Here is a 15,229-nt window from a genome sequence, read left to right on the forward strand (position 1 = left end):
TGAACATTGGCATTATTTGTCATCTCGGCGATTGCCCGGTGTGTAAACAGGTGATGCATATTAGGCAACTTTGAGTGTATGATGGGTGTCACAAACCCAGTTCCGTCCCACCACCTAAGGAGTTGCGCGATCTTGGAAGAGCTCCGCATCGAAGCCAACGGGAACCTTGGCCCCATCGATTCCTCCCGCATCCCGCGCTACGCCGGCGCCGCCACCTACGCCCGCCTGCCCCGCCTGGACCAGGTCTCCAAAGCTGACGTGACCGTGGTTGGCGTTCCTTTCGACTCCGGCGTCTCCTACCGCCCCGGCGCCCGCTTCGGTGCCAACCACGTGCGTGAGGCCAGCCGCCTGCTGCGCCCGTACAACCCGGCGTGGGACGTCAGCCCCTTCGAGAACATCCAGGTGGCCGACGCCGGGGACATGGCAGTGAACCCCTTCAACATCAACGAGGCCATCGAGACCATCCAGCAGAATGCGCTGGACCTCACGGCGAACGGCAGCAAGCTCGTCACCCTCGGTGGCGACCACACCATCGCCCTCCCGCTGCTTCGCGCCGCCGCGGAACGTGCGGGGGAGCCCATCGCCATGCTGCACTTCGACGCACACCTCGATACCTGGGACACCTACTTCGGCGCCGAGTACACCCACGGGACGCCGTTCCGCCGTGCGGTAGAAGAAGGCATCCTGGATACCGAAGCCATCAGCCACGTCGGAACCCGCGGCCCGCTGTACGGCAAGAAAGACCTCGACGACGACCACCGCTTTGGGTTCGGAATCGTCACCTCCGCGGACGTTTACTACCAGGGCGTCCTGGAGACGGTGGCCAAGATCCGCGACCGCATCGGCAACCGTCCGCTGTACATCTCCGTGGACATTGACGTCCTGGATCCGGCCCACGCGCCCGGCACGGGCACCCCCGAAGCCGGCGGCATCACCAGCCGCGAACTCCTGGAGATCATCCGCGGCTTCCGCGGCATGAACCTCGTGGGAGCGGACGTTGTTGAAGTCGCCCCGGCCTATGACCACGCGGAAATTACCGGTGTTGCCGGCAGCCACGTTGCCTACGAACTGGTTACCCTGATGGCCGACAACGCGGTGGAAGGCGACCGTCACGGCGCGCCGAACGGCTACGCGCAGCAGGCCCTCGGCGCCCGCATCGAAGAGCTGGCCAAGGCGACGCGGCGATGATCGATTTTGATCCGGGCACAGCAGCCCCGACCCGTGAAACCGGGCAGCGCAACGGCGGGGATCTCGTCGTCGAGACCCTCGAAGCGCTCGGCGCCAAGACGGTTTTCGGCATCCCGGGCCAGCACGCGCTGGGCCTGTTTGATGCGATGGGCCGTGGCAACCTGCACTTCGTCTCTTCGCGTGTGGAGAACAACTCGGCGTTCGCCGCGGACGGGTACTCCCGCGCCACCGGCGAGGTGGGCGTGCTGTTCCTCTCCACCGGTCCCGGGGCGTTGACGTCGCTGGCAGGTCTCCAGGAGGCGTACGCAACGGGTGTTCCCATGGTGGTGGTGGCCAGCCAGATTCCGCTGGACGGACTGGGCGCCCGCCGCAAGGGCATGCTGCACCAGCTTGATGACCAGAAGGCCTCGGCAGCCAACGTGACCAAGAGCCAGCGCCTGATCCAGCACGCCTCCGGGATCCCGTCGGCTATCCAGGACGCCTGGACCGAGGCGATCTCCTCACCGCAGGGCCCGGTCTGGATCGAAATCCCGCAGAACGTGCTGTTGGACCCGATCGTGGTTCCGCCGGTCGAGGACGCCTTGGCTGAAGCTTTTGACAACCCGCCCCGGGTTGAGCTGATCCGTGAGGCAGTGAAGTGGCTTACGACGGCGGAACGCCCGGCGATCATCGCAGGCGGCGGCACGCGTCGCGGCCGTGGCGAAAAGGCGCTGCTGTCCATTGCCGAACAGCTCCGGGCACCCGTCATTTGCACGCCGGGCGGAAACGGCGCCTTCCCGTGGAACCATGAACTTTCCTTGCAGTCGTGGATCGAGGACCGGTACATGACCGACGTCCTGGAGGACGCGGATGTGTTGATCGTGATCGGTTCATCCCTGGGAGAAGTGACTTCGAACTACTTCACGTTCGAGCCGCGTGGGCGGATCATCCAGATCGATGCCGAGCCCCGCGTGCTGGAGTCGAACCGGCCCGGGCTGGGTATCCGCGCCGATGCCGGGCAGGCACTGGCTGCCTTGGACCAGGCCCTTGCCGAGGCCGACGCCGCCAATACGGCGGTTCGCTCCTGGCACGGCACCAGCCCGGAAGAACTGGTGAAGGAATCCCTGGCCAAGGTCAAGGCCCGCTTGGAATCGCAGGACCTGGCCAAGGAACTGAAGTTCATGTCCGACATCCGCGAGGCTGTCCCTGACATCATGCAGACCTTCTGGGACATGACCATTGCGGCGTACTGGGGCTGGAGTTGCTGGGATGCCCGCGAAGGCCAGTTCCACTCCGCCCAGGGCGCTGGTGGACTGGGTTACGGCTTCCCGGCCGCGATCGGCGCTGCTGTAGGTCTGGAAACCGTCGGCAAACCCAGCAGGGTGCTGGCAGTGTCCGGTGACGGTTCGTCGATGTATTCCATCGCCGAGCTGGCGACTGCCAAGCAGCACAACGTCCCGGTCACGTGGCTCATTGTGGACGATGGCGGCTACGGCATCCTTCGCGAATACATGGTGGGCGCCTTCGGCAAAGCCACCGCAACGGAGCTTGCCCGCCCCGATTTCGTCAAGCTGGCTGAGTCGTTCGGCGTCCCGGCCCGTAGGGTAGCCCCGGAGGAAGTGGGGGACGCGCTCAAGGCCTCCTTCGCCGCGGACGGGCCCAACGTCGTCGTGGTTGAAACGCTGCTCAAGATGTTTGGTCCCACGCACCTGGACGACTAAACGCGTCCACGGAACTTAAAAGGAACCAAGAGGACCCCGCACGGCATTGCCGTGCGGGGTCCTCTTGCTGTGGAGCAGCCCTCGCATTTTTAGTTTCCCAAAGTAATCAATCGGAGGTATAGTTGCTTTAGGCAAACAAAAAGGGGTGCATTTCATGTCCGTCGGTTCAACCACGGCCACCGACCTTGTCCATCAGATCTTCGACCTGCAAAGGACCCTGCGCTGTGTGGTGGCCGCCCAACTGGGCCGGGTGCCCGACCTCGGGGTTGCTGCCCAAGGCGTCATGCGTTACATCGGCGATGGGGAGGCCAGGGCTACGCACTTGGCGGCCCGCCTCGGCGTCAGCGCGCCGGTGCTCAGCCGGCACATTGCTGAACTGGAGGAGCTGGGCTACGTCGTACGGCGTCCGGACCCGGCCGACGGCAGGGCGCAACTGCTGGCCCTGTCCGAAGGCGGCCTCGTGAAGCTGCGCGAGTTCGAAGAACAGCGCAGCAGCAGGTTGCGTGACTACCTGGCGGACTGGAGTGAAGAAGACGCCTTGGAAGCTACGCACGTACTGCAGAAGCTCTCCACATCCCTTAAGGATTCCATCCGGGCAACGGCGGCCGGTTCCACAACCACCAAACTCTCAGTTTAGGAGCCACGAATGGCCAAACCATCAACCCAGGCCCCGGGCGCGGGGCAGGCTTCGGCCAGCGGCGCTGCTGCGCCCATGACGCACCGCCAGATCATGGAAGCGCTCACGGGCCTGCTCGCTGCCTTCTTCACGGCAATCCTCAGCAGCACGATCGTGGCAAACGCACTGCCCACCATCATGTCCGAGCTTCATGGCACCCAGACCGATTTCGCCTGGGTCATCACCGCGGCGCTGCTGGCCAACGCTGCAACGACGCCCATTTGGGGCAAGCTCGCCGACCTCTTCGACAAGAAGCTCCTGGTCCAGCTGAGCATCATCATCTTCGTGGCGGGCTCCGTCATGGCCGGCCTGTCGGAAACCATTCCGCTGCTGCTCACCGCCCGCGTCATCCAGGGTGTCGCCATGGGTGGCCTCACCGCGTTGGCGCAGGCCATCATTGGTTCCATGATTCCGCCGCGGGACCGCGGCAAGTACTCCGGGTACATGGGCGCCGTCATGGCCGTAGGTACCGCGGGTGGACCGTTACTGGGCGGCTTCATCGTTGACAGCCCGCTGGGATGGCGCTGGACGTTCTTCGTCTGCGTGCCGCTGGCAGTGGTTGCGCTGATCCTGCTCCAGATCACGTTGAAGATCCAGCACATCAAGCGCCCGGCGAAGATCGACTGGCTCGGCTCCATCCTCCTGACGTCCGGCGTCAGCCTGCTCCTCATCTGGGTCTCCTTCGCGGGTGATCCGGAGTACTACGACTGGGTGTCCTGGCAGTCAGCCCTCATGGTGGGTGGTGGCGTGGTCTTGTTGGCCCTGCTGGTGTTCGTCGAGGGCAAGGTCCAGCAGCCCATCATTCCGCTCAAGATCATCTCCGAGCGCACCACGGCCCTGGCCATCCTGGCTTCGGTGTCCGTAGGCATCGCGATGTTCGGTTCCTCCACCTTCCTTGGTCAGTACTTCCAGGTAGCCCGTGGAGCCACGCCCACCGAGGCGGGACTCCTGACGCTGCCGATGATCGCCGGAAACCTGATCGGGTCCGTTGCCAGCGGTATCCTCATCAGCCGCTTCGGCAAGTGGAAGAGGTTCCTCATTGCCGGCAGCGTCCTGTTGATCGGCGGCCTGGCCTTCGCCGGCACCATGGACCACACCACCGAGCTGTGGCTTGTGGCCATCTACACGGCAGTGTTCGGCCTCGGACTGGGCATGCTGATGCAGAACCTGGTGTTGGCAGTACAGAACACCGTCCGCGCCACGGACATCGGTACGGCCAGCGCCTCGGTGGCGTTCTTCCGCTCCGTAGGCGGCGCGATCGGCGTCTCCGTGCTTGGCGCCATCATGTCCAACCATGTGAAGGACCTTGCCGCTGAGGGACTCGCTGCGGCCGGCATTCCCGTCCAAGGTGACTCCTCCGGAGCCAGTTTGGACCTCGCCGACATGCCCGCTCCCATTGCGGACATCATGCGCGCTGCCTACGGCGACGCCACGGCCCAGATCTTCCTGATCTCGGCAGTGATCAGTGTGGTGGCGCTCATCGCAGTACTGCTCATCAAGGAACGTCCGCTGCGCCGCACCGTTGACGCGGCACCCGAGAAGGAACTGATCGCCACTGCCTCCGGTGACGCCGGCATGTCCCTGGACAGCGCCTCCTTCGACGCGGTCAAACCCGACGACGGAACCCGACTGAGGTCCTCCGGCGCCGGAAATGCCGTGGGACACGGGCGAAGCGGCAAACCCATGGGCGAACGCTCAGCGGAAGACCTGGACCTCGAGTTCGCCCGGATCCTCACACAGGAACGCCCGAACTCCCAGGCCTCCAATACCGATGCCAAGCCGGCCGACGTGAAGGAACTGCAGGAACAGCTCTCCCGCACCCAGTACGTCCTGGCGGAGCAGCAACTGCAATTGAGCCGGGCCAACGTGGAGTTGCAGGCACGCCTGCGGGAACAGCAGTCACTGGCCGAACAGCAGGCCCGCACCGCCGACGAGCTGAAAGCGCTGCGACGCGAGCTCAAGCGCGAACGCCGGCAGCAGGAACGCACGGCATTGATGCTCCTCCAAGGCGTCGAGTCCCGACCGGACCACGGCAAGCACGCAGGCTAGTTCCTCCGCGGCGTCCGCACCAATCAAGGCGCCGGCCGGGTCATCCAGCCGGCGCCTTGCTCTGCGCACCCAAGGTCTGCTGATCCTCCGGGAGAACCGGAAACGAATGGACTAATCCGCTGGGATGATCTTTGCCCGTGGTTGTTTCGCGGGGGCAGGGGATTACGTAGAGTAAGGACGCTAATACTGTCAGCGCCTGCTGCTAAAACTTCTTTTACCTCATTCACGCACTCTCCTTAAGGATCCGTGGGCATGCTTGTCACCCTTATACGGCGCTACTCCAAGCCGTATTTGCCGCAGATAGTGGCCGTCCTGATATTCCAGTTGGCGTCCACTATTGCCACGCTGTACCTCCCCAGCCTCAATGCCAAAATCATTGACGAGGGAGTCTCCCGCGGCGATACCGATTTCATCTGGCGCACCGGTGCACTCATGCTCGCCGTTGCCCTGGGCCAGGTACTTACCGCCATCGCAGCCGTCTACTTCGGCTCCCGGACGGCCATGGCAATCGGCCGGGACCTCCGCCGCTCCGTCTACCGCCAAGTCAGCAGTTTCTCAGCGCAGGACGTCAACCGCTTCGGTGCTCCGACGCTGATCACCCGCGGCACCAACGACGTCCAGCAGGTCCAAATGCTGGTGCTGATGGGCCTGAACTTCATGGTTTCCACACCCATCATGTGCGTGGGTGGCATCATCATGGCTCTTCGCGAGGATTTGTCCCTTTCCTGGCTGGTCTGGGTTTCCGTACCGTTGCTGGTAGCAGTGGTGGGGTACCTCGTGGTCCGGCTGATGCCGTTGTTCCGCTCGATGCAGGCCAAGATCGACGCCATCAACGGGGTACTCCGCGAACAGATCATCGGTATCCGCGTTGTACGTGCCTTCGTCCGTGAGCCTTATGAGGCAAAGCGGTTCGGTGATGCCAACCAGGACCTCACCGCGGTGTCGGTCAAGATCGGCAACCTCTTCGTCCTGATGTTCCCTGCCATCGGCATGATCCTCCACCTTTCCACTGCTGCCGTGCTGTGGTTCGGCGGCCAACGCGTTGACTCCGGGGAGATGCAGGTGGGGGCACTCACCGCCTTCCTCCAGTACCTGCTCCAGATCCTGATCGCCGTCATGATGGGTACCTTCATGGCGATGATGATTCCGCGCGCCTCGGTGTGCGCAGACCGCATTGGCGAGGTGCTCGATGTCGAACCCTCCATCCACAACCCCGTCAACCCGGTGGTTCCAGCTGCCAAGGCGGGCCGCGTGGAGTACCGGGACGTGACGTTCAAGTACCCGGGCGCCGAAGCCCCGGTGCTGAGCAATGTCTCCTTCACGGCCGAACCCGGCAAGACGCTGGCCATTATCGGCTCAACCGGCGCGGGCAAGACCACGCTGGTTTCACTGCTGCCGCGGCTCTATGACGTCGCTTCCGGTGAAGTACTGCTCGACGGCGTCCCGGTCACCCAACTGGATGCCTCGGAGATCAGCCGCCGCGTGGCCGCTGTTCCGCAGAAGCCGTACCTGTTCTCCGGCACCATCGAACACAACCTGCGGTTCGGCAAGACGGAAGCCACGGACCAGGAACTGTGGGATGCGCTGGAAACGGCGCAGGCCAAGGGATTTGTGGAGGAGAAGTCCGCCGGCTTGAACCGCCGGATCTCCCAGGGCGGAACCAACGTTTCCGGCGGGCAGCGCCAGCGCCTTTGCATCGCCAGGGCCTTGGTCACAAAACCCAATGTCTACGTGTTCGACGATTCGTTCTCCGCTTTGGACGTTGCCACCGACGCCCGCCTGCGGAAGGCATTGAAAGCCAAGACGCAGGACGCCACGGTGATCATCGTCGCCCAGCGGGTGTCCACCATCCAGGACGCCGATGAGATCCTCGTGCTGGACAACGGCCGGATCGTGGACCGCGGAACGCACGACGAACTCTTGGAAACCTCGCCCACTTATCAGGAAATTGTTGAATCGCAGCTGAGCGTAGAGGAAATGGCATGAGCGGGCAGGACCAGCAGAAGAAGCGCGGCTGGGCTGCGAAGGCAGAAGCTGCCAAAGCCGCCAAAGCGTCGGCCGCGGCGGACGTCGCCACCGAGGCCATGGAGGACGAGGACTTCGCCGAAGAGGAGTACGTCCCCACGGAGGCCGACGGCGGCATGTTCGGTGACGTGCCGGCCAAGAAGGCGAAGGCCTTTTGGCCCTCCGCCAAGCGACTCATGGGGTTGCTGAAGCCCGAGCGCATCGGCGTCTCGATCGTTATTGGGCTTGTTGTTGTTTCCGTGGTGCTGAACGTCATTGCACCGAAGATCCTCGGCAGCGCCATGGACGTCATCTTTGGCGGCGTCATCGGCAAGCAGCTCCCTCCCGGAGTGAGCCCGGAACAGTTCGCGGAAATCATGCGCCAGCAGGGCCAGGACAACTTCGCGGACATGGTCTCCAAGATGACGCTGACCAACGGCATCGACTTCCCCAAGCTGACGTTCCTGATCTCGATCGTGCTCCTGATGTACTTCGTGGCCAACATTTTCCTGTGGGCCCAGGGGTGGTTGCTGAACCGGATTGTCATGCGGGTCATCAAGAATCTCCGCGATGAGGTCCAGGCCAAGCTGAACCGGCTGCCGCTGAACTACTTCGACACCCGCCAGCGCGGTGACATCCTGTCCCGCGTCACCAATGACGTCGACAACGTGCAGCAGGGCCTGCAGCAGGCCTTCGCGCAGTTGGTCAGTTCGGTACTGACGGTCCTGGGCATCATCGTGATGATGTTCATCGTGTCTTGGGAACTGGCCCTGATCGCGCTCATCGCGCTGCCGCTGTCCGGTGTCCTGGCAGGTGTCATAGGTGCCCGCAGCCAGAAGCTCTTTGCCGCCCAGTGGAAGAACACGGGCGCGCTGAACGGCCAGATCGAGGAATCGTTCTCCGGACACGACCTCGTGAAGGTCTTCGGTCGCGATGCAGACATGTTGATTCGCTTCGACGAAAAGAACGAGGAACTCTACAAGGCCTCGTTCGGGGCGCAGTTCGTCTCCGGCATCATCTTCCCGGCCATGAACTTCGTGTCCTACTTGTCCTACGTCGGCATCGCAGTTGTGGGCGGCCTGCGCGTTGCGTCGGGTTCCATGAGCCTGGGCGATGCCACAGCCTTCATCCAGTACTCCCGCGAGTTCACCCAGCCGCTGGGCCAGATCGCCGGTATGGCCAACATGCTGCAGTCCGGTGTGGCATCCGCCGAGCGTGTGTTCGAGTTCCTCGACGCCGAGGACGAAGTCCCGGAGACCGGAACAAGGAACCTGCCGCCCAAGACCGATGGCCACGTCGAGTTCGACCACGTCTACTTCAGCTACGTGGAGGACAAGCCGCTGATCGAGGACCTGTCATTCAGCGCCGAGCCCGGCCACACCGTGGCGATTGTCGGGCCCACGGGTGCAGGCAAGACCACGCTGGTGAACCTCGTGATGCGCTTCTACGAACTCAACGCCGGACGGATCACCTTGGACGGCGTCGACATCAAGGAGCTCAGCCGTGCGGAACTGCGTTCCAAGGTGGGCATGGTGCTTCAAGACGCCTGGCTCTTCGGTGGGACTATCTACGACAACATCCGGTACGGCAACCTTGACGCCACGGAAGAGCAGATCATGGAGGCCGCCAAGGCGACCTACGTGGACCGCTTTGTCCGGGCCCTTCCTGACGGCTACCAGACCATCATTGATGAAGAAGGCAACAACGTCAGTGCCGGTGAGAAACAGCTCATCACCATTGCCAGGGCCTTCGTCTCCAACCCGTCACTGCTCATCCTTGACGAAGCCACCAGCTCTGTGGACACCCGCACGGAACTGCTGCTCCAGAAGGCGATGGCAGCCCTCCGCACGGACCGCACCAGCTTTGTGATCGCCCACCGGCTCTCCACCATCCGTGATGCCGACACCATCCTGGTGATGGAAAACGGGCAAATCGTGGAGCAAGGCAACCACGGCCAACTGCTGGCACGGCAGGGCGCGTACTACCGCCTGTACATGTCGCAGTTCGCGGGTGAAGACGCCGAGGAAGTCTCGGTGGATGATTCGACGGCGGTGCACAGCTGAGTATCGGAACGCCCCGGCGCATGGAGGTACTGGTACCCATGCGCTGGGGCGACATGGATGCGTACGGCCACATCAACAACGTGCAGATCGTGCGCATGCTCGAAGAAGCCCGCATTGCCGCTTTCGGGCCGCCGGCCGGTGCCGGATTGCCTGGCGTTGAGCCGCCCGCAGCGTTGTTCAACGACGTCGGAGAAGGCATCATGACGCTCGTGGTGGAACACAAGGTCAGGTACGTCCGCACCCTGGAGTACCGCAATGTGCCGGCCGTCGTCGAGATTTGGGTTGGCGCCATCAAGGGTGCCAGCTTCGATCTCCACTACGTCATCAAGGACCCTGTTACCAAGGAAGAGTGCGTCAAGGCCAGCACGCACCTGGCTTTCGTGGCCGAGTCAACGGGGAGGGTGCTGCGCCTGACCCCTGAGCAGAAGGAAAAGCTCGAAGCCTACCGCGCGTAAATCCCCACGCCCTGCTGCCTGGATGATGTGGAATTCCTAAGCGGCAGGCGTGGTGCGCCCAGTCCGGGCGACCTAGAGTTTCCTCATGAGACTTGAGATCGCGGTGACCAGCGCCGCCGGTGCAGGCACGTCCGCAGCCGAGGGCGCGGACACGGTTGAACTCTGCAGCAGCTTGGAACTGGGAGGCATCACGCCCAGCCAAGGACTCTTGGAAGCGAGCCTTGAACACGTTGACGGACGGCTGGAAGTCCACGCCCTGGTGCGGCCCCGCCCCGGAGATTTCCATTACTCTGCCTCGGATGTGGACACCATGGTCCACGAGGTCAAGCATCTGCTGCGCCAAGGCGCAGCCGGGGTAGTGGTGGGCGCGCTGACTGCGGAACAGGAAGTGGACGTTCCGGTTGTTCGACGGCTCCTTGAATCGGCAAAGGAATCGAACCCGGAAGCCCGGCTCACCTTCCACCGGGCCATCGACCAGTCCCGTGACCCCTTGGCTGCGTTGGACCTCCTCCTGGATCTGGGGTTCACCCGGGTCCTCACCTCCGGACATGAATCAACGGCAGGGGAAGGCCTGAACACACTGGCGCGGCTGGTTGAACGGGCCTCCGGCGCCATGCAAATCGTGGCCGGGGGAGGGCTCAAGCTCGCCGACATCCCGGCCATGCACGCCGCCGGCCTCTCAGCAGTGCATCTCTCCGCGAAACGGACCGTGACCACGCTCGCGGATTCCGCCGTCGCCCTCGGCAGCCGGGACGGTGCCGATCCTACGGCCTACGCGGTGACCGACCGGGAGACCGTCCGTGCAGCGAGGGCGGCAGTGAATGCGGCAACGATGGGGTCATGACGTGGCATCGTCCAACATCACAGTCAGCACCCTTACCCTGACCATGGCCGAGCTGGGCCCTCTGAACCCGTTGCCGGTGGTCGGTTCGGAGCTTGAGGAACCCTACAGCGTGGGGGAGGGCGTCCCGGAGGAGTTGCAGGCAGCTACCCGCTACGGGGTGGTGCCCAACGTGTATCCGTACCTGATGCAGGACGGCTACAGCCGCGCGGCCGCACCCAGGGAGCTGACCGCCGTCGTTCTTGAAAACAGCAAGCTGAAGGCGACTGTCCTGCCGTCCATGGGCGGGCGGATCTGGGAGCTTTTCGACAAGGCCACCGGCAAGCAGCTCCTGCACACCCATGCGGCACCCCAGATCGCCAACATCGCATTGCGGAAGGCCTGGTTTGCAGGCGGCCTGGAATGGAACATCGGCACCCGGGGACATTCGCCCACCAGCTGCGATCCCTTGCATACGGCGATCGTGCACACGTCCGACGGCAAGCACATCCTCCGCATGTGGGAGTACGAACGGCTCCGCGAGGTGGTGTTCCAAGTGGACATCTGGCTTCCGGCCGATTCGGAGGTGCTCTTGGCTGCCGTCAGGATCCGGAATCCCAACGATCATGACGTCCCCGTGTACTGGTGGAGCAACGCTGCAATTCCGGAGACGGACCGGACCCGGGTGATCGCACCTGCCGAGGAGGCCTTTAGCGCCGATTACGCCACGGACATCACCCGCGTCACACCCACCAACCACGAAGGCTATGACGGCACATGGTTGGTCAACAGTCCCCATGCCGCGGATTTCTTCTTCGACATCGACCCTTCGGAGCGCCGTTGGGTGGTGGCAGCGGATGACGACGGCGACGGGCTGGCCATGCTGTCCACGGACCTGCTGCGCGGAAAGAAGCTCTTCGTGTGGGGCCAGGGCGCAGGCGGCAAGCGGTGGCAGGAATGGTTGAGCCCCGGTGCCGGTCCCTACGCGGAAATCCAGGCCGGACTGGCCCGGACACAGTTCGAACACCTCGCCATGCCCGCGGGCAGCCAGTGGTGCTGGGTTGAGGCTTACGGGAACGGCAGCCTGGATCCGGGGATCTCCCACGGCACGGACTGGCAGGCGGCAGTAGCGCACGCCGGGGAGCGTCTGGAAACGCTGATGCCCCGTGAGGAACTGGAGTCGCTGTTGCCGGCAGCCATACGCGACGCTGACGTGCCGCCGTCCACCATGGTCCGGATCGGCAGCGGCTGGGGCGCGCTTGAGCGGGCCCGGCGCCGGCGCGCCGGCCGGAGCTGGGTTGCCGAAAGCGGGACGCCGTTCGTGTTGGAGAGCCTGACCGAGGAACAGGAGCCCTGGCTGGGGCTGCTGAAGGGACAAGCGTTCGACGGCGCTCCCTCCTTTGTGGCAGGGGCGGACTGGGAAGGGTTGTTGGCCGGGCAGGAGAGCCCCGAGGCCCACTACCACCTGGCCACCATGCGGCACGCCCGGCAGGATCTGGAAGGCGCCACGGAGGAGTATCGCCGCGTCCTCGAATCGAACGGCGCCAGGCCGGCGACGATCGCGCTCGCCCGGCGGGGGTTGGCGCTGGTTCTCCTGGCAGCAGGCAGCGAACAGGAGGGGTTGGCTGAACTGCGGACGGCTGTCCGGAGAAATCCCTCCAACACGTGGTTGCTGACGGAAGCAGCCACCTTGGCAGTTCGCCATGGCGATCCGGCCATGGCGCTGGAACTGACCGGATCCGCTCCCACGGAGGGCACCGCCGTCGGACGTTTGATGTTCCTGAAGGCCACTGCGCTGGCCCGGAGCGGCAGGGCAGCGGAGGCCGCGGCCATCCTCCGTGCGGGCGTGGAAATCCCGGATCTGCGCGAAGGAGAGGACGCCATCGCGGCGCTGTGGGAAGAGGTGTGTGCCGGGGAACCCGTGCCTGCTGCTTACCAATTCGGGATGCATTAAATGCTGAATGAAGGCTGTGGATATCCAGATGCCGACTTAACCCAAACAAGGTAAGTTGGCTTAAATGACCTCCCCTGTGTTGCCTGCCGTTGACCGCGCCCCCGGAATCTCGAAAGAGATCGAGGACGCTGCCTGGTACGTACTCCAGCCCGCTTTGCAAGGGAAGCCTTCAGCCATTGACGGGCGGACGCTGACGTGGACAGCGGAGGCTGCCCGCGAGTTGCTGGAACGGCTGGAGCGGGGCGTCGGGGACTCCAAGGCGCCCATGATGACCAACCTGCGGCAGAACCTGGAAGGCGCATCACGCGAGGCGAAGCTTCTGGCCGTCGAGCTGCTGTATTTGCAGTCGCTGCCGCTGGCCCACGAGGTCAAGTCCCTGCGTGTGAAGCGCGCGCGTGTAGCCGAGGCGGCGTCCTGGGTGGAACCGCCGGTCGAGCTGCCTGAAGAGCTGTACCAAGGCATGACGGACCACGGCGTGATCCGGGACCGCACGGCGGAGTTCAACTGGACGATCTGGGACCACCTGACGTGGCTGTGCCGCTTCGTGGAGCACGTTGACAGCCAGAGCACGGAGACCATCAACCGGGCGCTGGCCGATCCACTCAAGTTCCACGAACTCGCGGCAGGTACGCCCGAGGACCAGCCCGCCCTGCGGCGCAGCATCGAATACTTGGTGTGGCCCAGCTACTTCGAGCCGGTAGTGGCGGACGTGGAACGCCGCGAGATCCGGGACGCCTTCGCTTCCCTCGTGGGCGGCGCCAAGGGAGATACCGAAGAGGACATCACCGCTGACATCCACCGCATCCGCCTCCACCTGGACGAGCAGGCAGGCCAGCGGATCGACTGGTATGCCCGGCAATTGGTGAGCCAATGGCGGAAGGTGGGAGACCCGGGCCGCCGTTCCTGGCTGCTGCGCACACACCATGACAACGCGGACCTGTTGGCGTCCTGGGTGGCGGAGGAGAAAGCCACCCTGGACGTTGAGCACTTGCGCTCGCTGGAGGCCGGAGTCACCGCGGGGGTGGTCCAGCACGCCGTAGACGAGGACTGCAAGCACCTTGGATACGTGGAGCGCGAGGACACCAAGACCGCCGTCTTCGCTTTCCTGACCGTCATGAAGCCCGGAGACCTGACGCTCTACCAGCAGGCGGGGCGGGTCCGCGTGGGGGTTGTACTGGGCGAACCGGATCACGAGAACCGCCGGATCCAACGCAAAGTGCGCTGGTTCGACGACAGTTACGCCATCACGGAGCTGCCGCGCCACGCACAGCGCCAGCTGTCCACGCCCGGCATCATCGTGGACGTCACCAGGGTGATCCAGGCGCTCCAGGAGCTCCTCCCGGTGGAGGCAGAAACGGATGGCGAGGACGAGACCCCGCCCACCGCCGTCGTCGAGGTTGTTCAGCAGGGCTTCCGGCCCCTGACCGAAGAGTTCGCAGCCTCGCTCCACATGGACCTCGAACCGCTCAAGGAAATCGCGGAACTGTTGGAGGAGAACCGGCAGTTGGTGCTCTATGGTCCCCCCGGCACCGGCAAGACGTACCTGGCCAAGCACCTCGCCGCGGAGCTGGCGGGGGACAGCACGGACGAACGCGTCAAGCTGGTGCAGTTCCATCCTTCCTATGCCTACGAGGATTTCTTCGAGGGTTACCGTCCGGACAAGACCGACGACGGCCAGGTTTCCTTCAAACTGGTTGCCGGTCCGCTGCGCCGCCTCGCGGAGGAAGCCGCGAAGCCGGAGAACGCGCACAAGCCTTACTTCCTGATCATTGACGAGATGAACAGGGCCAACCTGGCCAAGGTCTTCGGCGAGCTCTACTTCCTGCTCGAATACCGGGATGACCGCATCTACCTGCAGTACAGCCCGAATGAGCCCTTCAGCCTGCCGGACAACCTGTACATCATTGGCACCATGAACACGGCGGACCGTTCCATCGCCATGATGGACGCCGCCATCCGGCGCCGCTTCGCGTTCATTGAGCTGCACCCGAATGTGCAGCCGGTGAAGGGTTCGCTGCGGCGGTTCCTGGAAGCCCGCGGCCTGGATACCCTCAACGCGGATTTGCTGGATGCCCTCAATGCCGCCATCGATGACTGGGACAGGGACCTCATGATCGGCCCGTCCTACTTCATGAAGCCGGCAGCCCAAACCCCCACGGGCCTGCGGCGGATCTGGAAGTACGAGCTCATGCCGCTGCTGGAGGAGCACTACCACGGGCAACTGAACCGGGCGCAGCTGGAAGAACGCTTCGGCCTGGACCAGTTGCTGGGACGTCTTGCTTCCCGCTAACGCCATCCCGCCCCGTCCCGGGCGGGCGCC

The 15,229-nt window shown here is 64.1% G+C and carries 10 protein-coding genes; all 10 read left to right on the forward strand.

Annotation, left to right across the window (positions count from 1 at the left end):
* Window positions 1-132: 132 nt before the first annotated feature.
* The 10 genes from speB (at window position 133) to QN084_RS16945 (ending at window position 15,199) form a co-directional block, all read left to right on the forward strand.
* Window positions 133-1,188, forward strand: a complete 1,056-nt coding sequence (gene speB / locus QN084_RS16900) for an agmatinase (protein WP_062095456.1) — start codon at window positions 133-135, stop codon at window positions 1,186-1,188.
* A complete protein-coding gene (locus QN084_RS16905) occupies window positions 1,185-2,888 on the forward strand; it encodes a thiamine pyrophosphate-binding protein (RefSeq protein ID WP_021472772.1) in 1,704 nt (567 codons plus the stop codon). The genes speB and QN084_RS16905 overlap by 4 nt, the downstream gene beginning before the upstream one ends.
* A gap of 154 nt (window positions 2,889-3,042) precedes the next feature.
* Entirely contained in the window at window positions 3,043-3,525 is a 483-nt protein-coding gene (locus QN084_RS16910; protein ID WP_021472771.1) for a MarR family winged helix-turn-helix transcriptional regulator, read from the forward strand.
* A 9-nt stretch (window positions 3,526-3,534) separates the two neighbouring features.
* Window positions 3,535-5,613 carry an MDR family MFS transporter gene (locus QN084_RS16915; protein WP_069695624.1) on the forward strand — a complete coding sequence of 693 codons (2,079 nt, stop codon included), beginning with the start codon at window positions 3,535-3,537 and terminating at the stop codon, window positions 5,611-5,613.
* 252 nt (window positions 5,614-5,865) lie between these two features.
* Window positions 5,866-7,599, forward strand: a complete 1,734-nt coding sequence (locus QN084_RS16920; protein WP_069695625.1) for an ABC transporter ATP-binding protein — start codon at window positions 5,866-5,868, stop codon at window positions 7,597-7,599.
* The gene (locus QN084_RS16925) at window positions 7,596-9,680 is read left to right on the forward strand and encodes an ABC transporter ATP-binding protein (protein ID WP_021472768.1); all 2,085 of its coding nucleotides are present in this window, start codon (window positions 7,596-7,598) and stop codon (window positions 9,678-9,680) included. Before QN084_RS16920 ends, QN084_RS16925 begins: the two co-directional genes overlap by 4 nt.
* Before the next feature lie 38 nt (window positions 9,681-9,718).
* Window positions 9,719-10,135 carry an acyl-CoA thioesterase gene (locus tag QN084_RS16930; protein ID WP_031216655.1) on the forward strand — a complete coding sequence of 139 codons (417 nt, stop codon included), beginning with the start codon at window positions 9,719-9,721 and terminating at the stop codon, window positions 10,133-10,135.
* 85 nt (window positions 10,136-10,220) lie between these two features.
* Window positions 10,221-10,979 (forward strand): copper homeostasis protein CutC, encoded by a 759-nt coding sequence (locus tag QN084_RS16935; protein ID WP_069695626.1) that lies wholly within the window; start codon window positions 10,221-10,223, stop codon window positions 10,977-10,979.
* 1 nt (window position 10,980) lies between these two features.
* Window positions 10,981-12,909 (forward strand): DUF5107 domain-containing protein, encoded by a 1,929-nt coding sequence (locus tag QN084_RS16940; RefSeq protein WP_259362875.1) that lies wholly within the window; start codon window positions 10,981-10,983, stop codon window positions 12,907-12,909.
* Window positions 12,910-12,973: 64 nt separating this feature from the next.
* The gene (locus QN084_RS16945) at window positions 12,974-15,199 is read left to right on the forward strand and encodes an McrB family protein (protein WP_069695627.1); all 2,226 of its coding nucleotides are present in this window, start codon (window positions 12,974-12,976) and stop codon (window positions 15,197-15,199) included.
* The last annotated feature ends 30 nt before the right edge of the window (window positions 15,200-15,229 follow it).

Origin of the sequence: Paenarthrobacter sp. R1, assembly GCF_030264015.1 — a bacterium.
GTDB classification, from domain to species: Bacteria; Actinomycetota; Actinomycetes; order Actinomycetales; family Micrococcaceae; genus Arthrobacter; species Arthrobacter ureafaciens.